The sequence below is a fragment of the Nitrincola tapanii genome (assembly GCF_008368715.1).
Classification (GTDB): Bacteria; Pseudomonadota; Gammaproteobacteria; order Pseudomonadales; family Balneatricaceae; genus Nitrincola; species Nitrincola tapanii.
This window is the reverse complement of the sequence record NZ_SMRS01000008.1, coordinates 1-23,506: the sequence shown is the minus strand read 5'-3', so window position 1 is coordinate 23,506 and position 23,506 is coordinate 1. Positions and strand designations below refer to the sequence as shown.

Here is a 23,506-nt window from a genome sequence, read left to right as displayed (position 1 = left end):
CAGGGAGTTTTATCATGCCAGACAGCAACAGCTTAACCAGCCTCAAAAAAGAGCGCCCTCCGGTCCATGATCAGCTGGAATTCTTTATCGAACAGGCACGAAAATCGGCCCCGATTCGTACTGCTGTGGTTCATCCTGTTGATCACAATAGTTTATTAGGCGCAGTAGAAGCCGCAGAACAAGGCTTAATTGAACCCTTACTGGTCGGGCCTGAGCATAAAATTCGTGCCGCCGCTGAAATCGAAGGGATCGACTTGTCTCCTTACGAGATCGTTAGCACTGAGCACAGCCATGAAGCCGCTGAGCGTGCGTGTGAACTGGTACGCTGCACCGAGGCCATGGCTTTGATGAAAGGCAGTCTGGGCACTTCCGAGTTGCTTTCGGCCATCATTCACAAAACCAAGGGAATACGCACTGAGCGACGCTTGAGCCATGTTTGGGTCTTTGATGTACCGAATTACCACAAGCCTCTGGTCATTACCGATGCGGCAATCAACGTCGCCCCCGATTTAAGCACCAAGCGTGATATCGTGCAGAATGCCATAGAGTTTTGTCACTCACTGGGCATCATTCAGCCCAAAGTCGCTATCCTCGCAGCGGTGGAAAAAGTGAAACCCGGCATGCAAAGCACACTGGATGCCGCCGCCCTGTGTAAAATGGCAGATCGTCGTCAAATCACAGGAGCGATACTGGACGGCCCTCTGGCGTTTGACAATGCTATCTCTTTGCAAGCGGCCATCGATAAACATATTGACTCTCCCGTCTCCGGTGAAGCGGATATTTTGTTAGCCCCGGATTTAGAATCCGCCAACATGATCGCAAAACAGTTGATCTATCTAGCGGGCGCTAAATCTGCAGGCCTGGCCGTCGGTGCACGTGTGCCGATCATCTTAACCAGCCGTGCAGATGGTACGCTCAGTCGTTTGGCATCCTGTGCCTTGGCGTCACATATGGTTTATCACCCAGAAGAGGTGTCCTAATGCACGCACTGCTCACCATTAATGGCGGCTCTTCTAGCTTGAAGTGCGGGTTGTATCAGATCGATGCCGGTCATCTCAAACAACTCAGCACGCTGAAATTTGGCAACCTTCTTGGTGAGGCCGTTCGTTTCTCAGCGCTACTGACAGCCGGTGACAGCCAACAAGAGACGCTAGACTTCTCCACGATAGGGAAGGAGTTGCGCCATCAGGCTGCCTTGGACAAGGTTCTGCGCTGGATCCAGTCCACTTTTCCTGATCTTCAGCTTCTCGCCACCGGTCATCGCATCGTCCATGGTGGTCAGACCTTCAGCGGCCCCGTGCTATTAAATGAAGCGACGCTTGCAGCCTTAGATGCGTTTGTCCCTCTGGCGCCGCTCCATCAGCCTTACAACCTCATGCTGGTACGGGCGATACAGACTTTGAAGCCCGATCTACCGGCGGTAGGCTGCTTTGATACCATGTTTCATACCACTCAAAGCCGCTTGGAGCGTTTGTATGCCTTACCCAAGCACTTAAGCGACGCGGGTGTGATTAAGTATGGCTTTCACGGTTTATCTTACGAATACATTCTGCAACAGCTCAAAGAGTTGGGTACAAGCCAGCTAAAAACCCTGGTTTGCCATCTCGGTGCCGGTGCCAGTATGTGCGCTTTGGCTGAGGAAAAATCTGTAGCCTCAAGCATGGGCTTCACCGCCGTTGAAGGCTTACCTATGGGCAGTCGTACCGGTAATCTTGATCCAGGTGTATTACTCTATTTAATGCGTGAGTATCAGATGGATGCGGATGCCATAGAAGCTCTGCTGTACAAACAAAGTGGCTGGTTAGGGGTATCCGGCGGGATCAGCTCAGATATGCTGGAGCTGCACCAAGCACAACATCCTGATGCAGAAGAAGCGATTGACCTCTTTTGCTTGCGTGTGGTGGAGGAAGCCGGACGTTTGGCCGCCGCCATGGGGGGTGTGGAGCAGATCGTTTTCACTGGAGGTGTCGGTGAAAACGATGCCGATGTTCGCGCCCGAATCCTCAAAGGCTGCCTCTGGTTAGGCGCCGATTTGGATAGCCAGGCCAATGCTCAGGGTGAAGCACTCATCAGCACTGCGGCATCCGCATTACAGTTGCGAGTGATTCCGACCGATGAAGAGAAGATGATCGCACAACACACTCTGCAGCATGCACTGACGCAACCAATAACTGTCTAGAGTTGTGCGCTGCGCTGGCGCACGATCTCAAACAAACAGACTCCCGTGGCCACCGAAACATTCAAACTGCTAATTTGGCCGGCCATGGGAATCTTCACCAGATGATCACAATGATCACGCGTCAAACGCCGCATCCCCTTGCCTTCAGCACCCATCACCAAGGCCATCGGCCCAGTTAATCGAGCTTGATATAAAGACGCTTCCGCTTCACCTGCGGTACCCGTGATCCAAACACCCGCTTCTTGTAAGGTCTGCAGGCTGCGCACTAGGTTTGTCACCTGGATATAGGGTACACAGTCAGCCGCCCCGCAAGCCACCTTAACGGCCGTCGCATTGAGCGGGGCAGAACGGTCTTTCGGTGCAATCACGGCTACAACTCCTGCCGCCTCAGCCGTACGCAGGCAAGCGCCTAGATTATGGGGATCCGTCACGCCGTCTAAAATTAAGAAGAGCGGATTATCTGGCAATTCGGAGAGCAGCTTCGCTAGATCACGCTCATCTTTAATCGGCAGGGGCTTACACTCCGCCACAACACCTTGATGCACTCCCTGCGCCATGTCATCTAAACGCTTGCGCTGACAAGCCTGCAGACTAATGCCTTGCGCCTTGGCCAAGGCCATGACCGCCTGCAGCGACTCATCACTGCGCCCTTGTAACACAAATAGGGTTTTTATACGCGCAGGTTCACGCTCAAGTAGGGTACGTACCGCATGCAAACCAAACACAACTTCTGACGACATGACGAGCAGATCTCTTTCAAGGTAAAGACACCAGTTTAGCAAAAAGGCGGATCAGATTCAGTCTCACCACAGGCATCTGCCGCTTGTTGCTTTTTACGCTCTGCCTGATGTGCTAGCCAGATACGCCGACGCTCATAATAACTATCCCACACGCAGGGACAGCAAGCGCCGCCTCCACAACACTCATCGTCATTGGGCGGCTGAGGTTCAGGCATGCCCGTTTCATCTGCCATCGATTCACTCTCAATAATTTAAGAAAGCTAGAATTTAAAATAAGGTTAAAAATCAAAACCCCGGCAAGCCGGGGTCTGGTATAAGGTGGTACCGCGTCAAGGCTTAGCCTTCTAATGCAGCAAAAACCTTATCACGAATATCTTCAACACTGCCGACACCTGGCACATAAACATAAGTCGGTGCGTTTTCCGCATCCTGCTCCGCCCAACCACGGTAGTAAGAGATCAGCGGCTTGGTCTGATCATGATAGACATTCAAACGCTGACGCACCGTATCTTCTTGGTCATCCGCACGCTGTACTAGCTCTTCACCGGTCACATCATCCTGGCCTTCCACCTTAGGTGGGTTAAAGACGACATGGTAAGTACGGCCAGAACCTGGATGTACACGACGTCCGCTCATACGCTTGATGATCTCTTCATCATCTACATCGATCTCAACCACAGCATCGATTTTTACACCCGCATCTTTTAACGCATCGGCCTGGGGCAGTGTGCGTGGGAAACCATCAAACAGGAAACCCTTGGCACAATCTGCTTCCTGAATACGCTCCTTCACCAACCCAATAATGATTTCATCAGAAACCAAACCGCCGGCATCCATCACCTGTTTTGCTTGAATACCCAAAGGTGTGCCCGCTTTCACTGCCGCACGCAACATGTCGCCGGTAGAGATCTGAGGAATACCAAATTTTTCTGTGATGTACTGAGCTTGGGTACCTTTACCTGCGCCAGGTGCGCCGAGCAGAATAATACGCATTGAGGGTTCTCTCCTGAGTGGTTCTGATAATCTGTGTCTGCACTTACAAGCACGCAGAGTTTTTATAAAAATAGTGCCCGAGGTTAGCCTCTAACCCGAGCACTCGACAATTCGACATTAGGCCTAGGACTTTTTAACCGGTATTACGCATACCGGCTGAGATCCCCGCCATCGTCACCATCAGCGCTTGTTCTAGGCGTTGATCAGGCTGATTGCGATCACGATAGAGTAATTCGGCCTGCAAAACATGCAAAGGATCCAGATAAGGATTACGGACCTCAATCGACTGTCGAATGACTGGGTTCCCTGCGAGAAGAGGTGCTTCCTCCGACAAACCTTTAATCGCTTTAATGGCCTTCACCATCTGCTCTAGACGATCGCGAAGACTGGCACCTAATACGCCCAGCTCGTCCGAAGTTAAACGTCGCTCATAATAGGCCGCAATTCCGGTATCACACTTCGCTAAAACCATCTCCAGCATGTCAATATTGGAGCGGAAGAAGGGCCAGTTGGCATACATTTCCTGTAACCTATCCAACTCACCCTGGGCAATCGCTTGGCCAAAAGCCGTATCAGATCCCAACCAAGCGGGCAAGAGTAGACGAATTTGCGTCCAGGCAAAGATCCAAGGGATCGCTCTCAGACTTTCCACGCCCCCATCCATACGGCGCTTCGCTGGGCGTGAGCCAAGGGGTAACTTGGCCAGTTCTTGCTCTGGTGTTGTGGAGCGGAAATAAGGCACAAACTGAGGATCTTCACGCACCACAGCACGATAACTTTGCAACCCCTGTTGAGCCAAATGATCCATATACTGGCACCACTGAGCCTGGGCCGGCTTACCCGGTGCCAGGGTTGCCTTTAATACCGCGCCAGCATAAAGCTCCAGATTGCGGACCGCCAGTTCGGGAATACCGAACTTAAAACGAATCATCTCGCCCTGCTCAGTCACCCGCAGTGTCGCATCGACCGAACCTGGTGCCTGCGACAAGATAGCAGTATGGCTTGGGCCACCTCCACGTCCGACCGTTCCCCCGCGACCATGAAAGAGGGTGAGATGCACTTGATGTGCCTGACACACTTGGGTCAACGCTTGCTGTGCTCGATACTGGCCCCAAGCGGCTGCCAGCTGACCGGCATCTTTTGAAGAATCGGAATAACCGATCATCACCTCTTGATGCCCTTGGGTATAGGCATGATACCAAGGCAAAGAAAGTAGCTGATCGATACATTCTGGCGCTCCGTCCAGATCCGACAGAGTTTCAAACAGTGGCACCACCCGAATCGGGAAGTGCATACCTTGCTCTTGCAACAAGAGAATCACCGCCAACACATCTGAAGGATAGCTCGCCATAGAGATCACATAGGACCCCAGAGACGCCGGTTGGGCTAAGGCGACCTCTCGACAAGTGTCTAAGACCTCCTGTACTTCTGCGGAGGGATGCCAATCGCGTGGAATTAAGGGTCGACGTGATTCTAGCTCACTTAATAGAAACTGCTGTTTCTGTGTTTCTGGCCAGCTCAGATAATCACCGAGTTGATAAAATTCGACAAGCTCTTGAAAAACGGCAGCATGGCGCTCAGCATTCTGACGGATATCTAACTTCACCAACGACAAACCAAAACAGGCCGCACGGCGGATGATATCTTCCAGTAGACCTGAAGCAATGTTGGCCATACCGCAAGCACACAGGGAAGCATGACACAGCAACAAGGGTTCAAGCAGATCTTGATCCTGAATTAAGCTCGGCGCTTCGGTCGGCAAACCTTTTAACTGTTTAGATAAGGCTTCTCGTGTTTGCACCAGCTGAGCACGCAACTCGCCTAAGAGTGCACGATAGGGTTCAGAAACCTCTCCAACACGCGCCTTTAACTCAGGACTGGCCTGATACATGGAGAGTTCAGCACGCAGCAGATCCACATCTCGGGCAAACAGATCAGCGGCCATCCAGCGCGCCAATCCTAAAACTTCATGCGTTACCTTAGCCGTGACATTTGGATTACCATCACGATCGCCGCCCATCCAAGAACAGAAACGTATTGGAGACAGTGTCAATGGCAAACCTTCATTGAGCTGCTCCCGCAGTTGCTGATCCAGCTGTCGATAGAAATGAGGAACTGCCTGCCAGAGCGAGTTCTCAATCACGGCAAATCCCCATTTAGCTTCATCCACAGGGGTTGGGCGCTGTTTGCGGATTTCATCCGTATGCCAGATCTGAGCGATCAGTTGTTCAAGACGCCCCTGAGCAGGCTCTTCACGATCCAACTCTCGCAGGCACTCAATAATGCCATCGTACTTTTGAATCAATGTGCGACGGTTCACTTCTGTTGGATGCGCCGTCAGCACCAAATCAATCTGCATCTGCCCAAAGGTGTCCTTGATCTGCTCAGGCTGAATCCCCTGCGCCAGCAAATCTGCAATCAAGACTCCCATCCCATCGGGAACCTCTTTTTCCAGGCTATCTAAACGTCGCCTGACTCGATGATGTTCTTCAGCAATATTGGCAAGATTAAGAAATTGAGTGAAGGCACGCGCGACGGGCAACACTTCATCCTTTTCCAGTTCACCTATCGCCTGCAGTAAATCACCCTGCTCCGGCTTATCGGCGTTGCGGCCCTCTTTGGCTAACTGGCGTATCTGTTCCACCTTAGCGAGAAACGGCTCACCGAGATGAGCCGAAATGGTTTTCCCTAAACTTTCACCCAGCATACGTACATCATCACGCAAGGCTTCATGCAGATCACTCATGTTTTTTCTCCTGCTCTTTTGCCGCTCGCCACCAGGCATCTAACGCCTGTAGACTGAAACGTGTCCAGTCACCCCCAGCACTTTGCACCTGTTGCTCAATAAAATCAAAACGTCGTTCAAATTTACGATTAGTGCTGCGCAGCGCCTGCTCTGGATCCACCTTGAGGTGACGACAGAGATTCACCTGAGCGAACAGCAGATCACCCATTTCATCCTGTATCTCAGCCTGCCGACCCGAGGCAATCGCGGCTCTGAGCTCTTGAATCTCCTCTTCAATTTTATCCAACACACCACTCGGATCGGGCCAATCAAAACCCACTTGGGCGGCGCGTTTCTGGAGCTTACGTGCGCGGGTTAAACCCGGCAGACTGGTGGGAATATCAGCAAGGTGTCGTGTGGGCTGATGTGGTGCCTCTTCTGCACGTTCGGTATGTTTGATCGCTTCCCAAAGCTGACCCACCTCCTCCATCGACACCGGAGGTGCGGCCTCCAGCGACTGATATAACTCTGCATTGGGAAACACATGCGGATGACGACGCAGTAATTTGACCACTAAGGCATCCAGGATGTCGTGAAAGTCAAAACGCCCCTCTTCCTGAGCCAATTGCGCATAAAAGATGACTTGAAAGAACAGATCACCCAACTCACCCTTGAGATGGCCCCAATCCTCGCGCTCAATCGCATCTACCACCTCATACACTTCCTCAAGTGTATGAGGTACGATGCTGGCAAAGTTTTGCGCCCGATCCCAAGGACAGCCCCCTTCCGGACTGCGCAGACGTTGCATCAAGTAAAGCAGATCTTGGAGCTGATAACTCATCTTACTTTTCCATCACGCTCACGATGGACATCGATCACGTTGGGTAACTGATTCAGTTTATCCATCAAGCGCCCCAACATTTCCAGGCGCGAAATCTCGACGGTCATCGACAAGCGTGCAATATTACTGTGCTTATCCGTGAGCGTATTGGCCGCCAAAATGTTTAGTTTTTCATTGGCCAAAATCATCATCACATCCCGCAACAAACCGGAACGATCATAGGCTTCGATGCGGATATCCACCGGATAGGTCGACTCCCCGGCTTCATCCCACTCCACTGTGACGATACGCCGAGGTTCCATTTCACGCAGGGTCAGCAAATTACTGCAGTTTTCATGGTGAATCGATACACCACGCCCTTGAGTAATGAAGCCAACGATCGGATCACCGGGCACGGGTTTACAACAGCTGGCAATCACGGTCAGGAGATTTCCAACCCCTTGAATCCGCACACCCTCACCGAGATGACGCGCATCACTGCTATGTGGGCCTCGCGTCGAAACAACTTTCTCCAGAAGATCTTCTTGGCTCGGCGCAGGTTCCAGCGCTTTTTGTGCTTCATGAATAATTTGTGAGAGACGCAGATCACCCGCACCTACGGCCGCAAACATATCCTCAGTATTTTTGAAGTTCACCGCCAAGGCAATTTGTTTGAGATCATGCTGGTGGATATCGAGCGCCAAACGACGCATCTCGCGCTCCACCATCTCACGCCCGGCTTCAGCATTTTGCTCTTTTGCTTGTAGCTTAAACCAATGAGCCACTTTGGCTCGGGCACGCGAAGTCGTAACAAAGCCGAGGTTTCCATTCAACCAATCACGTCGAGGACGCTCTTCTGCTGCAGTGAGTATTTCCACCTGATCACCGGTTTTGAGGATATGGTTGAGTGGCACGATACGGCCATTCACCTTAGCCCCCCGACAACGATGACCAATTTCCGTATGCACTCGATAGGCGAAATCCACAGGGGTCGAGCCGGATGGCATATCAATGACATGACCATCAGGGGTAAAAACATAGACTCGATCCTGAGTCACATCGCCACGCAGAATATCGCGTAACCCTTCGCTATCCCCCAGATCTTCATGCCACTCTAAGACCTGGCGTAACCAGGAGATCTTCTCTTCATAGCCGTCTTTACGGGCACGCGTGTCTGTGCCCTTGTAGAGGTGATGGGCACAGACCCCTAACTCAGCCTCTTCATGCATGTCAAAGGTACGTATTTGTACCTCTAAAACCTTCCCTTCCGGACCAAACACAGCGGTGTGCAAAGAGCGATAACCATTGGCCTTAGGCGAGGCAATATAATCATCAAACTCATTCGGTATGTTGCGCCAAAGTCCGTGGACGATGCCTAAAACGGTATAGCAATCTCGAATCTCCGGCACTAAAACCCGTACCGCGCGCACATCATATACTTGATTAAACTCAATGTTCTTACGCTGCATTTTGCGCCAAATGCTATAGATGTGCTTAGCACGGCCCTGCACCTCACCGTCAATCGCCGCCTCTTTTAAACGGCTGCGCAGCATCTCAACGACCTCATTGATGAAGAGTTGACGATCTAAGCGTTTCTCATCGAGCAGGTGCGCGATATGTTTATAATCATTGGGCTTCAGATAACGAAATGAGAGATCTTCCAGCTCCCATTTAATATGGCCGATGCCTAAACGATGAGCCAAGGGTGCATAGATATCAAACACCTCACGCGCCACTAAATAGCGCTTTTTACGTGTCCCATCTTTCACACCACGAATAGCGCAGGTACGTTCGGCAATCTTGATTAAAGCGACACGGACATCGTCAATCATCGCCACTAACATTTTGCGCAGGTTATCCACCTGGGCTTCACTATCACCGAGGACATTGGCATCGAGTCGAGGGTTTTTGCGACTCCCGATCGCCGCCATTTGCAAGACACCCTCTATCAACTGGGCGATTGTCTGACCGAACTCTTTACGTACCTCAGCCAAAGGCAAGAGCTGTTGGCGCACCGCACGATACAAGACGGCAGCCACCAGAGTTTCTTGATCCTGCTGCAACTCAGCCAGAATCTGCACCATTTCTAATCCGGTGCGGAAACAATCTTTGCTGTTACGCGCCCAAAGATCATCTTCCTCACGCACAACCGCAGCCTGTAAAGCTCGTACCTTTTCACAAGCACGGCATAGCTCTTGGGGATCCGGGAGATCGATTTGCTGCTGCAACCTCAGCAACCATAAATCGATATCTACAGTTCCATCTTCTCGTATCGGGTGCTCTTCGCGTACTTTAACCATTGAACGGGCTCCGAATCCCTTAACGCGGATCAAATACACCTGTGGATAAATAACGATCACCACGATCACAGATGATGCACACGATCGTCGCGTTTTCTGTCTGCTCCGCAACCTGCAAAGCTCCCACGACAGAGCCGCCTGAGGAGACACCCGCAAAAATGCCCTCTTCCCGCGCTAAACGTCGCATCATGTTTTCCGCATCCTGCTGCTGAATATCCAACACCCAATCGACACGTGGGCGCTCAAATATGCTGGGAAGATAGGCTTCGGGCCAACGTCGAATTCCCGGAATCGCGGCACCATCTGCAGGCTGTAACCCTATAATTTGGATATCTGGATTCTGCTCTTTTAAGTAGCGTGAGGTGCCCATAATGGTGCCCGTCGTCCCCATAGAGCTAACAAAATGGGTGATTTCTCCCCCGGTTTGCTGCCAAAGCTCAGGCCCCGTGGTGCGATAATGCGCTTCTGGATTATCAGGATTGGAGAACTGATCCAAAACGACACCTTCACCTTGTGCCTGCAGAGTCAATGCGAGATCACGCGCTCCTTCCATCCCTTCTTCACGACTCACCTCAATCAGCTCAGCACCATAGGCACTCATCGCCGATTTACGCTCTTGGCTCATATTCGCGGGCATGATCAACTTCATACGATAGCCTTTGATCGCGGCTGCCATGGCTAAAGCAATCCCTGTATTGCCCGAAGTGGCCTCAATTAAGGTATCTCCCGGACGAATAGTGCCACGCGCCTCGGCCAGGCTGATCATACTCAGTGCCGGCCGGTCCTTGACCGACCCTGCCGGGTTGTTGCCCTCTAATTTACATAACACTAGGTTGTTATTGGGAACAGAAATACGTTGTAAACGTACTAGGGGAGTCTGGCCAACACAGTCGGCAATGGTGGGGTAGTGTCTAGTTGTCATCCCATAAAACCTTATATAGGAGAGGCCGAGCCTCGACCTTTAATTTTAAGTTGTCTGCACACGCCTAGATTAGGCTTATTATTTTTCTGCAATCGCCAGCGCAACGACCTGAGCTTTTTCATCTGAGTAGGATACATGCCAGTGTTGTATACCTAAGCTTTCCGCCTGTCGAGCCGCTTGCCCTTGTAAAGTGACATAGGGCTGCCCTGCAGCGGTTTTTTGTACACAGATTTCCTGCCAGGAGATCCCTTGTGCTAAGCCGGTCCCCAGCGCCTTGAGAACAGCTTCTTTTACTGCAAAACGCTTGGCTAAAAAACGTGCCGGATCTTTCACCTGCTCAAACTCAAGCCATTCGGCATCGGCTAATAAGCGCCGGGCAATACGAGGCGTTCTCTGCAAAGCTTGCGCCATGCGTTCAATTACCACCATATCTACCCCGACCCCAACAATCATACCGACAACTGCGCTAACTGCCAGGCCTGACTACGTGCGTGTTGCATCAGATGCTGCATCTCCACCACGGCGGCCTTCAAACCGACAAACATCGCGTGTGCAATCAAAGCATGGCCAATATTCAGCTCATTCAGCTCCAGGATTTGTGCGATCTCTTGGGTGTTGTGGTAATGCAAACCATGGCCAGCATTCACAATCAAACCACATTGATGAGCATAGACTGCCGCCGCACGAATACGTTCCAGTTCAGCCATTTGTGCGCTTCCTGACGCCTCGGCATACGCCCCCGTGTGGAGTTCGATCGCGGGGGCACCGACACGCACAGCCGCGTCAATCTGAGCCTCATCTGGATCAATAAACAGAGAGACCTCTGCTCCCTGCTCGCCCAGTTCATGGCAGAAGCGCTTGACGGAATCTTCATATTGAATAACGTCTAAGCCCCCTTCAGTCGTTAGCTCTTCGCGCTTTTCCGGAACTAAGCAAATATGTGCGGGGGCAATCTCGCGTGCAAAATCAAGCATCTCCTGAGTCAGCGCCATCTCCAGGTTCATGCGTGTCTGCAAAACCTGAGCCAGAATTCGAATATCACGCTCTTGAATATGGCGGCGATCCTCACGTAAATGCACAGTAATTCCATCTGCACCGGCTTCCTCTGCCAACAAAGCGGCATGGACTGGATCGGGATAACGCGTTCCACGTGCCTGACGCAAAGTGGCAATATGATCTATGTTCACGCCTAACAACAAGCGCTGACCTGGATTCATTTAGAGTCTCCTGGTGGATAAAAACAACTCACGACTTTTTAAAGGTTTGGGGCCTAACACTTCAGCTAATGCCGTACGCATTAAACGCTTGGCTAGACGTTTCGTTTCCGGCAATTCGTAACAATCTTCCGCGATCGCTTGTAAGTGTATGCCGGGATAACTGTACTGAGAGGCCATACAGGGTGTAAAACCTGTCTCGGGCGTATATTGGTAATGGATCTGCTGATCCTGTAACGGCGGCCAAGGAAAGGCATAACCCAAGGTGTCCAGCAGCTTACGTTCAAAAGTACGCAGAGCACCTTCCAAGTCATTGGCCAGATGTAACTCATTGAGCAAATAAGTGTAATAAAGATAAAGCTGAGGGCAGGATTCAAATTCAGGCAATAAACGCTGCAACAATTCGTTGGCATACAAGCCACATAACAAACTGCGCCCTTGTAGTTGTGGTTGCACACCCGCAGGTTCGGCATGGGTCAATTGTTTTAAGGCTTGACGCCCAGTCCAACTCGCCTGGATAGGCTGGAACGCCTGAAGTTGGTAGCGGCCAGAGGCTCCGCGCCGACGGGCGCCCCGTGCCACCGCTGAAACGCGCCCTTGCTCTAAGGTAAAAAGATCCACTAACAGGCTAGTTTCTCGATAGGCTCGAGTATGCAGCACATAAGCCGCACTGAGCTCCTGTGCGGCGGGCATTATTCCTGACCATAACCGAGGCTGCGCAACGCGCGCTCATCATCCGACCAGCCGCGCCGGACTTTGACCCAAAGGTTGAGCATGACTTTGCATTCAAACATACGCTCAATATCCAGTCGGGCATCACGACCAATCGCTTTTAACACCGCGCCCTTATCGCCAATCACAATGCGTTTTTGCCCTTCGCGCTCAACCAAGATCAGAGCGCTGATCGTTAAAAGAGTCCCGTCATGTGCAAACTCTTCGATCTCAACCGTGACACCATAAGGTACTTCATCACCAAGATTACGCATCAGTTTCTCGCGCACAATCTCAGCCACGACAAAACGTGAACTACGATCTGTAATCTGATCTTCAGGGAAGTGGTGCGGCCCTTGCGGGAGATACTGCCGAACGAGTTCTTCGAGCGCCTCAACATTGTGGCCTTGCTTTGCTGAGAGCGGCAAAATCGCGACAAACTCGCGTTTTGCTTTAATCATATCGATATGCGGTAACAGCTCACTTTTATCTTTAAGCTGATCCACTTTGTTAACGACGAGTACCACAGGTGCCTTAACATGCATTAGTTTATTGAGCACCAACTCATCTTCTGGCATCCAGCGCGTACGATCCACCATAAAAATGATCAGATCGACAAAGCGCAGAGCTTCTGCAGCGGCCTTGTTCATAAAGCGATTCAGTGCTTTACCGCTCGCATCATCGTGTAAACCAGGTGTATCCACATAGATCATTTGATCCTGACCTTGGGTCTTGATTCCCAGAATCTGATGACGCGTAGTTTGCGGTTTACGCGATGTGATACTGATTTTCTGGCCGAGAATGTGGTTCATTAAGGTGGATTTACCCACATTCGGACGCCCAACAATGGCCACAAAACCACAGCGGGTCGATTCTTCAGTCATTCTTTTTATCCTGTTTCAAGCGCTCAAGCGCTTGTTTAGCGGCTTCTTGTTCGGCTTGGCGACGGCTACTGCCAACCCCCTCACAGGGCGCATCAAGCAGGCTACTGTGACAACGTATATGGAAGATCTGCGCATGGGCCTCACCCTCAACACTCACCAGCTCATACTCTGGCAAATCTAAACGCCGCCCTTGCAGAAACTCTTGTAACCGTGTTTTTGAGTCTTTAATCGAACCATCTAGATCGAGTTCATTTAAGCGCCGTCCAAACCAGCGCAAAATATATTCGCGTGCGACTTCAAGACCGGCATCTAAATACAGCGCACCGATAATGGCTTCCACTGCATCGGCGAGGATGGAGTCACGACGAAAACCGCCACTTTTTAATTCCCCAGACCCTAAGCGTAAGTAATCGCCCAAACCCAACTCACGCGCTACTTCTGCCAGGGTTTCACCCTTGACCATCAGGGCTCTTAGACGACTCATCTGTCCTTCTTTGGCTTGCGGAAAACGCTGGAACAGATCATCCGCGACCACAAAATTGAGGATGGAGTCGCCCAGAAACTCTAGGCGCTCGTTGTTACGCTTGCCACAACTCCGGTGAGTTAAGGCTAACTCAAACAAAGATTCGTCCTGGAACTGATGTCCTAAACGCCGGGCTAACTCATGAACTGGTTTAATCAAGGGCGTCTGCCCTCGTAGGTTTCTTCAAACTTCACGACCGCATCCACATTAAAAAACATCGGTACACGCACTTCATACTGTAAATGAAAGGTGAGAATACCGGCTTGGTCGGTAATTTTCAGCGCATCACGATCAGGCAAAGCAACTTGATTGATCTGAAACTTACGATTGATATTGGTGCGGATCTGAGCAAGCGGACGTGCCAGTTCTTCACGATCTTCACTGGTCGCTTTAACAACAGAACTGATGGTTTTATGATCCCAGTAGGGGGTAAAAAGCTTAAACGCAACCGTCATAAAAAATCCAACGGACAGAACCACAAACAGAGTGGCAAAGAAGGAAGCCCCTGTTTGTCTGGCGTAGATCATCTGTTTATCCATGTTGAGTCCTATTTAATCCAACGGATAATGCTGAAATCCGGTAAGCTGAAGAAATTATCCCAATGCATCCAAACCGCCACCGCCTTACCCACTAACAACTGCTCCGAGACATATCCCCAATAACGGCTGTCATTACTATTGTCGCGGTTATCCCCGACAAAGAAATAATGCCCCTCAGGCACCACCCACTGCGCACTCATTGCAGGTCGCCCTAAGTCTTGATACACCTGATAGCGATGCTCACCCAGCGTTTCACTGAGCAAAAGCACTTCGGGACTGTGTGGCGGCAGGCCCGAAATTAGCGCGGCAGGTACAGCCTCACCGTTCACAAACAAGGTTTTGTTGTGGTAACTGATGACATCACCCGGCAAGCCAATCACGCGTTTAATATAGTTGATTGAGGGCTGTTGTGGATAGCGAAAAACAGCGACCTCACCGCGCTCAGGTTCATTCAGGCTGAGGATCTTGGTATGGGTCACCGGTAAACGCAGTCCATAATGGTACTTATTCACCAGAATAAAATCGCCAATTTGCAGAGTCGGCAACATGGAGCCTGAAGGGATCTGAAAAGGCTCAAAAACAAAGGAACGTAGCACCAACACTACGGCGAGCACCGGGAACATGGAACGTGAAACATCTGCCCAACCGGGTTGGCGCAATAGAGCCTCCTTTACCGGCTCGGTTAAAGGTTCTTGCGTTTGTGCTTGCGCCTGCTCAAGCTTGTTAAGCCGCCCTGGGCGAAAGAACAGATGATCCACTCCCCAAAGCACGCCGGTCACCAGCGTTGCCAGGACGAGGATAAGCGAAAAATCAAAGTCCATCCTTACCTCAGCTATCCACTTTTAATACGGCCAAGAAAGCATCCTGTGGGATTTCGACACGGCCCACCTGCTTCATGCGCTTTTTACCCTCTTTCTGCTTCGCTAAGAGTTTTTTCTTACGACTGACGTCACCGCCATAACACTTAGCCAATACGTTTTTACGCAACGCCTTCACGGTGGTGCGAGCGATGACTTTACCGCCAATAGCTGCCTGAATCGCCACATCAAACATCTGACGAGGAATTAGATCTTTCATCTTTTCGCAGAGCAAACGGCCACGATAAAGCGCATTGTCCTTGTGTAGAATCACAGCCAACGCATCAACACGTTCACCATTAATCAGAATGTCCAGACGCACCAAGCGTGCCGGCTCAAAGCGGATAAAATTATATTCAAGTGATGCGTAACCGCGACTTACAGACTTCAGACGATCAAAGAAATCCAAAACCACTTCTGCCATAGGTAACTCGTATGAGAGCTGCACTTGTTTACCAACGAAATGCATATTCTTCTGTACGCCGCGTTTATCTACACAGAGGCCAATGACCTGTCCGAGATAATCCTGAGGTACCAGAATATTCGCTGCCACAATCGGTTCGCGCATCTCCCGAATACTGCCAGGATCCGGTAATTTTGAGGGGCTATCTATGTGCACTACCTCACCGTTGTTCAGTTCAATCTCATAGATAACAGTCGGGGCTGTGGTAATCAGATCCAGATCATACTCACGCTCCAGGCGTTCCTGAATGATCTCCATGTGTAGCATACCCAAGAATCCACAGCGGAAACCAAAGCCTAAGGCATCGGATGTTTCTGGCTCGAAGAATAAGGAAGCATCGTTCAGGGTTAATTTATCCAGCGCCTCACGGAAGTCTTCGTAATCATCTGCGCTGGTTGGGAAAAGGCCGGCATAAACCTGCGGCTGAACCTTTTGGAAACCCGGTAAACTTTCAACATCCGGTGTCTTAGCCAGTGTCAGAGTGTCACCGACTGGAGCACCATGAATATCTTTAATACCGGCGACAACAAATCCTACTTCACCCGCTTTCAGCTCACCGGTAATCAAACGTTTAGGGGTAAAGACACCCACGGCATCAGCCAAGTAAGTTTGACCGGTTGACTTCACCAGAATCTTATCTTTTTTACGCAGGCAGCCGTGTTTGACACGCACTAAAGACACAACGCCAAGATAGTTATCAAACCAGGAATCAATAATCAACGCCTGCAGAGGTGCATCGATGTCGCCTTCAGGCGGAGGGACTAAGCGAATCAGTTCCTCCAACACCTCCTCAACCCCCATACCACTTTTTGCTGAGCAAGGCGTCGCATGGGTCGCATCGATCCCAATCACCTCTTCGATTTCAATTTTAACACGCTCAGGTTCAGCTTGCGGCAGATCCATCTTGTTCAGAACGGGCACCACTTCCAGGCCCTGCTCAATCGCGGTATAACAGTTCGCAACCGACTGAGCCTCAACGCCCTGAGCCGCATCCACTACTAACAAAGCACCTTCGCAGGCTGCCAGCGAGCGCGACACTTCGTAAGAGAAGTCAACATGGCCGGGAGTATCGATAAAGTTCAATTGATAGGTCTGACCATCCTTAGCGGTGTAGTTGAGTGTTACGCTTTGCGCTTTGATCGTAATACCGCGCTCTCGTTCGATATCCATCGAATCCAGCACCTGCTCCGCCATTTCTCGGTCAGACAATCCACCACAGATTTGAATAAACCGATCAGCCAGTGTCGATTTACCGTGGTCGATATGGGCGATAATGGAAAAGTTGCGGATATGGTCGAGGTTACTCACGATGCATGTCTCAATTGAAGTTTGATCGCCGGCACACTACCGGCAGCAAGCGCGCTAGTCTAACGTATTCAAGCGCTTTCAGCCATCCGAGCGGTGGCCAGAGAGCGATATCGAGCCAACCGATACCGCTCTTCAGAGTGGAGAAAGTAGAACTCAGAGCCCTGAACTTATGGTGCGGGCCTTAGAGGAATAAAAAGAGGACTACCACGACGCACGATACGCATGGGTACCGCACGATTTTTTGGCAAGTTGGCCGCGATCTCATAAAAGTCCTGAGGCGTCTCTACACGCTGACCATTCAACATGGTGATCACATCGCCTACCATCAGGCCTGCTGCAGCCCCCACACCCTCTTCGACCTGTGCTACGACAACACCAGCCGACACTGACCAGCGCTCACGTTGTTCAGATGTTAAAGGCTCAACCCTTAAACCCAAGGCAGGCTGGGAAGAGATTTCGGGTTCCGTCGATGAGGTGCGAGCTAACTCTTCTTCACTCGGCAGTGTTCCGATCGTAACACGCAGAGTTTGACGACGCCCTTCACGCATCACCTCAAGTGCAACCCGCTCCCCAGGTTTAATGCGCCCAACTTGATGAGGCAGATCGGACGATTGATTGATAATTTGGCGATTGAAACGCAGGATAACATCCCCCTCACGCAAGCCCGCCGCCAGAGCGGGACTCTCCTCCATGACCTTCACGACTAAAGCCCCCATAGGCTTATCCAACCCAAAAGACTCAGCCAGATCTCGATTCACCTCTTGTATGACTACGCCTAACCAGCCACGTGTTACATACCCCTGACCTTTGAGTTGATTCGACACTTCCATCGCCACATCAATGGGAATGGCGAAGGATAACCCCATAAATCCTCCTGAGCGAGTGTAGATCTGTGAATTGATTCCGACTACCTCACCAGCAAGATTAAACAACGGGCCACCTGAGTTACCTGGATTGATCGCCACATCGGTCTGAATGAAAGGGACATAAGTATCATTTGCCAAAGAACGCTCTGTCGCACTGACGATACCTGCCGTCACACTATGATCAAAACCAAAGGGTGAGCCTATCGCCAACACCCACTCCCCCACTTCAAGAGATTGGGATTGACCTATTTTCACATAAGGCAGATCTTGCGCTTCAATCTTCAGCAAAGCGACATCAGAACGCGCATCCGAACCTATGACCTTAGCCTCCATTTCACGTCGATCACTCAGACGCACGATGACCTTCTCAGCATCTTGAATCACGTGATGGTTGGTGAGCAGATAACCATCTTCAGAGATGATAAAACCCGAGCCTAAAGAACGCGGTGCCGGTGCACCTCGACGCGGAGCTTGCTCAGGAAAACCACGGAAGAAATGCCGGAAAATTTCGGGAATTTCGTCACCCCCCGGGCCACGAAACTGACTGAACGGATCAAAAGCTTCTTGGGTATTCGCACGCTGAACGGTGCTGATATTCACCACCGCAGGTGCCGCTTCCTTAACCAAGGATTTAAAATCAGGAAGAGCCTGCGCGAAGGCAGATGTTGAGATGCCAAGAGCCAAGCAGCACCAGACACCAATCCAAAAAGAACGCCACGAATAGGAAGTCGAGATTTTCATGCTTGTTTAACCTTGTTATTAGCGATCAAATAATCAGGAAAGCACTTTAAGTAAAACGGGTTGATAGGTCATATCGGACAAAAAATAACGCGAAAAGATCCTGCCCAATACAAAACCCAGACCCAACCCAATCAACGAGGCCAGAATTAACCAACCCTCGATTGAAGTGAACATTGCCATCAACAACACGCTGAACAGCATAGCGACTAGAGGGGTAAGATAAAGAATCAATGCAGCTCTGAGAAATGCCTGTTCATGTAAACCGACTAACACCTGCTGCCCTATTTCGACTGACAGAGCCTGAGGGTTCGCAATCGACATCTCCACATCGGGACTTTTAAATAGTTGCCCCAGCTTACGAGCACCACAAGCCTCAGCAGCCTGGCATACTCCACAAGCACTCATTCGTGTAGCACGTATAGTGATTCTATCTGCCTCTAAGGCGACCACCTTAGCCTGCTCTTCGATCACAGACTTATCTCACTGAAACCACAGAAGCCGCGATACGCTCAGCGACCATCAAAGGCATCTCACCCACAACGGCAACAAAGCTTTCATCCTGCACACGTCCCAAGGCAATCAGGTCTCCTTGATACGAGATACCTTCAGCCGCATGCTTAGGGCCTAGAGCTTCAACACTGACTGAAAAATGACTGCGTCCGTTGGAAAAGACAACGACCTCACCCGCCTGAGTGAAGTCGTGACGCACCTTGGCATAACCCTGCGGGACCCAAGCGATCTCCCAGCCAGGCTGAGCCTGCTCGGCCAACAAATGACGATGTTGCTGGATATAATGACTCAAATCATCCGACATGCGGATCACATCTGCGTCCGCTGCAAAAGAACTATAACCGGAAGGCAACTGCCCCAAACTGGTCAATTGCGCATATTGATGACGTGAATTCGCAGTGTTCGGTAGAGATAAGTTGGCCGGTGCTTGAGCCAAAGCGGCAGAACCCACAGACGTATCCTGCTGATACCAACCTGCACCGAGAATCACGACCGCCGTGACCGATGCCGCAACAGCCATACTGGCCAAGGATGAAACCAAACTGACGTGGCGTGGGAGGCGTAAATGGTCTGGCTCGTCCGGGTCTTGGGGAATAGAGGGTGTATCGTCTAAAGCTACCGAGACACGCTGTGCAAGATCCATACTCTTGCAAGGTACTTGCTGGTGCATGACATCTCTGACCAAGTGATAACGTTGCCATTTTGCAGCCACCTCTGCATCGGTCGCTGATGCTTTTAATAAACGGCGCAGCTCTAGCTCACTGAGCTCCCCATCCATCAAAGCCGATAAGGCATCATTTTGCGTAGTCATCTTACTTACCTCAAAACCCTAGTTCTGCAACACACTAGGTCAATAGGGTTAATCATCTTTCAGCATCGGCGCAATTTCGAGGTCAATCGCCTCACGCGCTCGAAATATCCTGGAACGAACCGTCCCTACGGGGCAATTCATCACCTGAGCGATATCTTCATAACTCAAGCCATCAAATTCACGCAACGTTAAAGCCACACGTAACTCTTCCGGTAACCGGTTGAGGACACGATTGATCGCGGCTTGCAACTCATCTCGATAAAGTTGGTTTTCAGGATTTTCAATCTCTCTCAGATCTGAGTCGACTTCAAAGTACTCCGCGTCCCCTACATCGACATCAGTATCGGGCGGCCGTCGACCTCGCGCTACCAGATGATTCTTCGCTGTGTTGATCGCAATTCGATAAAGCCAAGTATAAAAGGCACTGTCCCCACGAAAACGTGGCAAAGCACGGTAAGCTTTAATAAAAGCCTCCTGAGCCACATCCATCGCTTCATGGTGATCGTAAATATAGCGGGAGATCAGACCGACAATTTTATGCTGATACTTTCTCACCAAGAGATCAAAAGCGGTTTTATCGCCCGCCTGTACCCGCTCAACCAACTGCTGGTCTGCACTTACCGGGTTATCGTCTGACACAGGAGATCCTTAACAATACCGAAAGTCTGTGATACGAAAAATGGAAAATCAGTATGTAGTGATCAACTCCAGCATTGCAAGTCCAGACCTATAAATTCACAGTTATCTCTGTGAGTAAGTTGCTGGAAATAAGTTCCAAGAAAAGTTTTTTAATCACAAAGCTAACCTTAGAGGCTCAAGCATTGCATAATAGCTTTCTAGCCTATCAGACAAAAGTCGGATGAGAAGACGCAATGACCCAGAATAAAGAGTTTGATGTATTGGTGATCGGAAGTGGAGCTGCCGGTCTGACTCTTGCTTTGCATTTGGCCGAACGAGGGCAAATCGCAGTACTCAGCAAGGGAAGCATTCAAACGGGTTCAACTTGGTTAGCTCAGGGGGGCATTGCGGCGGTCTTAGATCCTAAAGACAGCTATGAACAGCATATTCAAGATACGATGGTTGCCGGTGCTCAGTTAAGCTTACCGCTTGCGGTACGCCATACGATTGAGAACGGTCCCGAAGCAATTCACTGGCTGATAGACCAAGGAGTTCCCTTCACGCGAGAAGAAAACGACTACCATCTCACAAAAGAAGGAGGGCATTCGCAAAGACGTATTATCCATGCTTCCGATGCGACAGGACGCGCTGTACATGAAACCCTGATCAATAACGTACGACAATGCACATCCATTGAAGTGTTTGAGCATCATATTGCCATCGATTTAATTACCCGCAAAAAATTAGGGCTGGCGCAGAATCGTTGTGTGGGTGCTTATGTGTTAAATCACCGAAGTGGCCAGATCAGTGCGTTCAAAGCACGTTTTGTGATCTTGGCAACAGGGGGCGCCTCCAAAGCTTACCTTTATACCAGCAACCATGATGGCACAACCGGTGATGGCATCGCGATGGCATGGCGTGCGGGTTGTCGTGTTGCCAATATGGAATTTAATCAATTCCATCCCACTTGCCTTTATCACCCCAAAGCAAAATCCTTCTTAATTACAGAAGCTGTACGTGGTGAAGGCGGTAGATTGCTTCTACCCGATGGCAGCCCTTTTATGCATAAATTTGATGCACGGGGTGAACTCGCACCTCGTGACATTGTGGCGCGTGCGATTGACCATGAGATGAAACGCTTAGGTTGTGATTGTGTTTATCTAGATATCTCGCACAAACCTGCCAAATTTATTACCGAACACTTCCCTACCATTTATGAGCAATGCTTAAACTTCGGCATAGATATTACACGCGAACCCATTCCTGTTGTCCCCGCAGCCCACTATACCTGTGGTGGAGTGATGACAGATCAGCAAGGCCGCACGGATATTCCAGGACTCTTTGCAATAGGTGAAACAGCCTTCACGGGGCTGCATGGCGCCAATAGATTGGCATCTAACTCGTTACTTGAATGTATTGTGTATGCACGCTCTGCCGCACAAATCATTGCACAAGAATTACCTAAAGTGGATCGCGTGACCGATGTTGATATCCCCGCTTGGGATGAATCACAAGTCACCGACTCTGATGAAGATGTGATTATCTCGCACAACTGGGACGAAATGCGCCGCTTTATGTGGGATTATGTTGGGATCGTTCGTACCAGCAAACGCCTACAGCGTGCGCAGCATCGTATTCACATGCTCCAACAAGAGATTTTGGAATACTACTCCAACTATAAAATCAGCCGTGATTTAGTGGAATTGCGTAATCTCGCGACAGTTGCCGAGTTAATCATTTTAAGCGCTATGCAACGTCGGGAAAGTCGCGGACTGCACTTCACCAAAGACTTCCCAAGCACAAGTACAGAAGTTCAAGATACAATTTTAGCGCCAGTTAACTATCCCTGGCCGGACTCTTTACGCGCGGCTGCAGGTTCAAACGAACCGTCAAACGCCTAAAATCATCTGAATTGACGCTGTCTTTAGCAATAATAAGCCAACGCTTCTGAGCTTCGGTTTCTGTGTACACTTGCATGGTGATGAGCCAAGGTAATAGAGTAAAGCTGTGTAGTTTAATCACTCTTAGCCAATCTTGATGCACAGGCTTTATCCAAAGATCATGCTCTATACAGTCCCAGTAAAGTTCAAATTCAGCAATCTTTACATAGTCATTTAAGGTGACACTCAAGCTCAAAATCAGTACAAGAGAAAGTACCAAGTTAGCTAGGAATGGAAAGTAGGCAAGATGTAAGCAAAGAATAAACAAAATATGGGCTGCGACAAAAAAGATGCGCAGCCACGGCGATGGATGAACTTTTATTTCAAGCTGGTTGAACCCGAGCAAGAATCAACTCCACAATGCGCTGTAGATCTGGATCTTCGGGAACAGAGCGCTGCATAAACCACATAAAGAGATCCTGATCCTCAGAATCCAGCAGTTTAACAAAGCGATCTTGGTCTTCTATTGCAAGATCCCGAAAAGCCTCATTCACAAAGGGGCCAAGCAATACATCTAACTCCAGCATGCCACGACGGCTCTGCCAAGCTAAACGTCTAATATCTTCTTCTGAATACATCTTTCCTTTCCTGCTAATGCCTGAAGGTATAAAAATTACAGGTTAAACGCCTTGTACTCAAAAAGCTAAACAAATGATCATAGTATGAAAACAAAAAACACAAAAGCACTGCTCTCTGATTTAACTCTAATTCACTGGCATAAAAAAACCCCCACCACGAAGTGATGAGGGTTTCTCGTATTAGGTGCCTGGCGATGACCTACTCTCACATGGGGAGACCCCACACTACCATCGGCGATGACGCGTTTCACGACTGAGTTCGGA

24 protein-coding genes and 1 rRNA gene are annotated in these 23,506 nt (G+C 50.2%); 3 read left to right on the top strand and 22 right to left on the bottom strand.

Translation table 11 applies throughout. From position 1 onward, the window contains the following. Window positions 1-14 precede the first annotated feature (14 nt). Window positions 15-980, top strand: a complete 966-nt coding sequence (locus tag E1H14_RS10800; RefSeq protein WP_149391492.1) for a bifunctional enoyl-CoA hydratase/phosphate acetyltransferase — start codon at window positions 15-17, stop codon at window positions 978-980. Next, window positions 980-2,179: an acetate/propionate family kinase gene (locus tag E1H14_RS10795; protein ID WP_149391491.1), complete on the top strand. Its 1,200-nt coding sequence runs from the start codon at window positions 980-982 to the stop codon at window positions 2,177-2,179. The genes E1H14_RS10800 and E1H14_RS10795 overlap by 1 nt, the downstream gene beginning before the upstream one ends. On the opposite strand, the gene rlmB is transcribed toward E1H14_RS10795, so the two are convergent. The 19 genes from rlmB to rpoE all read right to left on the bottom strand — a co-directional run bounded on the left by rlmB (window position 2,176) and on the right by rpoE (window position 20,745). Continuing rightward, entirely contained in the window at window positions 2,176-2,919 is a 744-nt protein-coding gene (rlmB, locus tag E1H14_RS10790; RefSeq protein ID WP_149391490.1) for a 23S rRNA (guanosine(2251)-2'-O)-methyltransferase RlmB, read from the bottom strand. The two genes, E1H14_RS10795 and rlmB, sit on opposite strands and share 4 nt — an antisense overlap. 35 nt (window positions 2,920-2,954) lie before the next feature. Next, complete coding sequence (locus E1H14_RS10785; RefSeq protein WP_149391489.1) at window positions 2,955-3,152, bottom strand: oxidoreductase-like domain-containing protein; 198 nt, start codon at window positions 3,150-3,152, stop codon at window positions 2,955-2,957. 103 nt (window positions 3,153-3,255) lie between these two features. Beyond that, a complete protein-coding gene (adk, locus tag E1H14_RS10780) occupies window positions 3,256-3,912 on the bottom strand; it encodes an adenylate kinase (protein WP_149391488.1) in 657 nt (218 codons plus the stop codon). A 133-nt stretch (window positions 3,913-4,045) separates the two neighbouring features. Continuing rightward, complete coding sequence (ppc, locus tag E1H14_RS10775; protein WP_149391487.1) at window positions 4,046-6,658, bottom strand: phosphoenolpyruvate carboxylase; 2,613 nt, start codon at window positions 6,656-6,658, stop codon at window positions 4,046-4,048. Beyond that, a complete protein-coding gene (gene mazG / locus E1H14_RS10770; protein ID WP_149391486.1) occupies window positions 6,651-7,478 on the bottom strand; it encodes a nucleoside triphosphate pyrophosphohydrolase in 828 nt (275 codons plus the stop codon). Before mazG ends, ppc begins: the two co-directional genes overlap by 8 nt. Beyond that, window positions 7,475-9,757, bottom strand: coding sequence for a GTP diphosphokinase (gene relA, locus E1H14_RS10765; protein WP_149391485.1), 2,283 nt, complete (start codon window positions 9,755-9,757; stop codon window positions 7,475-7,477). The genes mazG and relA overlap by 4 nt, the downstream gene beginning before the upstream one ends. Before the next feature lie 19 nt (window positions 9,758-9,776). After that, the gene (cysM, locus tag E1H14_RS10760) at window positions 9,777-10,679 is read right to left on the bottom strand and encodes a cysteine synthase CysM (protein WP_149391484.1); all 903 of its coding nucleotides are present in this window, start codon (window positions 10,677-10,679) and stop codon (window positions 9,777-9,779) included. A gap of 78 nt (window positions 10,680-10,757) precedes the next feature. Next, window positions 10,758-11,132, bottom strand: coding sequence for a holo-ACP synthase (locus tag E1H14_RS10755; RefSeq protein ID WP_149391483.1), 375 nt, complete (start codon window positions 11,130-11,132; stop codon window positions 10,758-10,760). Beyond that, the gene (gene pdxJ / locus E1H14_RS10750; protein WP_149391482.1) at window positions 11,129-11,896 is read right to left on the bottom strand and encodes a pyridoxine 5'-phosphate synthase; all 768 of its coding nucleotides are present in this window, start codon (window positions 11,894-11,896) and stop codon (window positions 11,129-11,131) included. Before pdxJ ends, E1H14_RS10755 begins: the two co-directional genes overlap by 4 nt. Next, window positions 11,897-12,586 carry a DNA repair protein RecO gene (recO, locus tag E1H14_RS10745; RefSeq protein WP_149391481.1) on the bottom strand — a complete coding sequence of 230 codons (690 nt, stop codon included), beginning with the start codon at window positions 12,584-12,586 and terminating at the stop codon, window positions 11,897-11,899. Further along, window positions 12,586-13,488 (bottom strand): GTPase Era, encoded by a 903-nt coding sequence (gene era / locus E1H14_RS10740; RefSeq protein ID WP_149391480.1) that lies wholly within the window; start codon window positions 13,486-13,488, stop codon window positions 12,586-12,588. Before era ends, recO begins: the two co-directional genes overlap by 1 nt. Then, window positions 13,481-14,170, bottom strand: coding sequence for a ribonuclease III (rnc, locus tag E1H14_RS10735; protein ID WP_149391479.1), 690 nt, complete (start codon window positions 14,168-14,170; stop codon window positions 13,481-13,483). The genes era and rnc overlap by 8 nt, the downstream gene beginning before the upstream one ends. Beyond that, window positions 14,167-14,550 carry a DUF4845 domain-containing protein gene (locus tag E1H14_RS10730; protein WP_235017444.1) on the bottom strand — a complete coding sequence of 128 codons (384 nt, stop codon included), beginning with the start codon at window positions 14,548-14,550 and terminating at the stop codon, window positions 14,167-14,169. The genes rnc and E1H14_RS10730 overlap by 4 nt, the downstream gene beginning before the upstream one ends. Before the next feature lie 8 nt (window positions 14,551-14,558). Continuing rightward, window positions 14,559-15,371 carry a signal peptidase I gene (gene lepB / locus E1H14_RS10725; protein ID WP_149391478.1) on the bottom strand — a complete coding sequence of 271 codons (813 nt, stop codon included), beginning with the start codon at window positions 15,369-15,371 and terminating at the stop codon, window positions 14,559-14,561. Window positions 15,372-15,378: 7 nt separating this feature from the next. Beyond that, window positions 15,379-17,178, bottom strand: coding sequence for a translation elongation factor 4 (gene lepA / locus E1H14_RS10720; RefSeq protein ID WP_149391477.1), 1,800 nt, complete (start codon window positions 17,176-17,178; stop codon window positions 15,379-15,381). A 167-nt stretch (window positions 17,179-17,345) separates the two neighbouring features. After that, window positions 17,346-18,785, bottom strand: a complete 1,440-nt coding sequence (locus E1H14_RS10715) for a DegQ family serine endoprotease (protein WP_149391476.1) — start codon at window positions 18,783-18,785, stop codon at window positions 17,346-17,348. 33 nt (window positions 18,786-18,818) lie between these two features. Next, window positions 18,819-19,256, bottom strand: a complete 438-nt coding sequence (locus E1H14_RS10710) for a SoxR reducing system RseC family protein (protein WP_149391475.1) — start codon at window positions 19,254-19,256, stop codon at window positions 18,819-18,821. Window positions 19,257-19,260: 4 nt separating this feature from the next. Beyond that, entirely contained in the window at window positions 19,261-20,106 is an 846-nt protein-coding gene (locus E1H14_RS10705; protein ID WP_149391474.1) for a MucB/RseB C-terminal domain-containing protein, read from the bottom strand. Between the two features lie 48 nt (window positions 20,107-20,154). Continuing rightward, window positions 20,155-20,745, bottom strand: coding sequence for an RNA polymerase sigma factor RpoE (gene rpoE / locus E1H14_RS10700; protein ID WP_149391473.1), 591 nt, complete (start codon window positions 20,743-20,745; stop codon window positions 20,155-20,157). 233 nt (window positions 20,746-20,978) lie between these two features. Here rpoE and nadB point away from each other — a divergent pair, with 233 nt between their 5' ends. Beyond that, the gene (gene nadB / locus E1H14_RS10695) at window positions 20,979-22,625 is read left to right on the top strand and encodes an L-aspartate oxidase (protein WP_149391472.1); all 1,647 of its coding nucleotides are present in this window, start codon (window positions 20,979-20,981) and stop codon (window positions 22,623-22,625) included. Here the strand turns inward: nadB and E1H14_RS10690 are convergent. The 3 genes from E1H14_RS10690 to rrf all read right to left on the bottom strand — a co-directional run. Next, window positions 22,561-23,010: a protein YgfX gene (locus E1H14_RS10690; RefSeq protein ID WP_149391471.1), complete on the bottom strand. Its 450-nt coding sequence runs from the start codon at window positions 23,008-23,010 to the stop codon at window positions 22,561-22,563. The genes nadB and E1H14_RS10690 overlap by 65 nt on opposite strands. Continuing rightward, the gene (locus E1H14_RS10685) at window positions 22,988-23,242 is read right to left on the bottom strand and encodes an FAD assembly factor SdhE (protein ID WP_149391470.1); all 255 of its coding nucleotides are present in this window, start codon (window positions 23,240-23,242) and stop codon (window positions 22,988-22,990) included. The genes E1H14_RS10690 and E1H14_RS10685 overlap by 23 nt, the downstream gene beginning before the upstream one ends. Before the next feature lie 186 nt (window positions 23,243-23,428). Next, window positions 23,429-23,506: ribosomal RNA gene (gene rrf, locus E1H14_RS13455) — 5S ribosomal RNA — on the bottom strand; the annotation flags it as partial.

Excerpts from the sequence above, each read along its gene's own strand:
- E1H14_RS10800 (WP_149391492.1), top strand. The coding sequence starts at position 15 with ATGCCAGACAGCAACAGCTTAACCAGCCTCAAAAAAGAGCGCCCTCCG.
- E1H14_RS10795 (WP_149391491.1), top strand. The coding sequence starts at position 980 with ATGCACGCACTGCTCACCATTAATGGCGGCTCTTCTAGCTTGAAGTGC.
- rlmB (WP_149391490.1), bottom strand. The coding sequence starts at position 2,919 with ATGTCGTCAGAAGTTGTGTTTGGTTTGCATGCGGTACGTACCCTACTT.
- E1H14_RS10785 (WP_149391489.1), bottom strand. The coding sequence starts at position 3,152 with ATGGCAGATGAAACGGGCATGCCTGAACCTCAGCCGCCCAATGACGAT.
- adk (WP_149391488.1), bottom strand. The coding sequence starts at position 3,912 with ATGCGTATTATTCTGCTCGGCGCACCTGGCGCAGGTAAAGGTACCCAA.
- ppc (WP_149391487.1), bottom strand. The coding sequence starts at position 6,658 with ATGAGTGATCTGCATGAAGCCTTGCGTGATGATGTACGTATGCTGGGT.
- mazG (WP_149391486.1), bottom strand. The coding sequence starts at position 7,478 with ATGAGTTATCAGCTCCAAGATCTGCTTTACTTGATGCAACGTCTGCGC.
- relA (WP_149391485.1), bottom strand. The coding sequence starts at position 9,757 with ATGGTTAAAGTACGCGAAGAGCACCCGATACGAGAAGATGGAACTGTA.
- cysM (WP_149391484.1), bottom strand. The coding sequence starts at position 10,679 with ATGACAACTAGACACTACCCCACCATTGCCGACTGTGTTGGCCAGACT.
- E1H14_RS10755 (WP_149391483.1), bottom strand. The coding sequence starts at position 11,132 with ATGATTGTTGGGGTCGGGGTAGATATGGTGGTAATTGAACGCATGGCG.
- pdxJ (WP_149391482.1), bottom strand. The coding sequence starts at position 11,896 with ATGAATCCAGGTCAGCGCTTGTTGTTAGGCGTGAACATAGATCATATT.
- recO (WP_149391481.1), bottom strand. The coding sequence starts at position 12,586 with ATGCCCGCCGCACAGGAGCTCAGTGCGGCTTATGTGCTGCATACTCGA.
- era (WP_149391480.1), bottom strand. The coding sequence starts at position 13,488 with ATGACTGAAGAATCGACCCGCTGTGGTTTTGTGGCCATTGTTGGGCGT.
- E1H14_RS10730 (WP_235017444.1), bottom strand. The coding sequence starts at position 14,550 with ATGGATAAACAGATGATCTACGCCAGACAAACAGGGGCTTCCTTCTTT.
- lepB (WP_149391478.1), bottom strand. The coding sequence starts at position 15,371 with ATGGACTTTGATTTTTCGCTTATCCTCGTCCTGGCAACGCTGGTGACC.
- E1H14_RS10715 (WP_149391476.1), bottom strand. The coding sequence starts at position 18,785 with ATGAAAATCTCGACTTCCTATTCGTGGCGTTCTTTTTGGATTGGTGTC.
- E1H14_RS10705 (WP_149391474.1), bottom strand. The coding sequence starts at position 20,106 with ATGACTACGCAAAATGATGCCTTATCGGCTTTGATGGATGGGGAGCTC.
- nadB (WP_149391472.1), top strand. The coding sequence starts at position 20,979 with ATGACCCAGAATAAAGAGTTTGATGTATTGGTGATCGGAAGTGGAGCT.
- E1H14_RS10685 (WP_149391470.1), bottom strand. The coding sequence starts at position 23,242 with ATGTATTCAGAAGAAGATATTAGACGTTTAGCTTGGCAGAGCCGTCGT.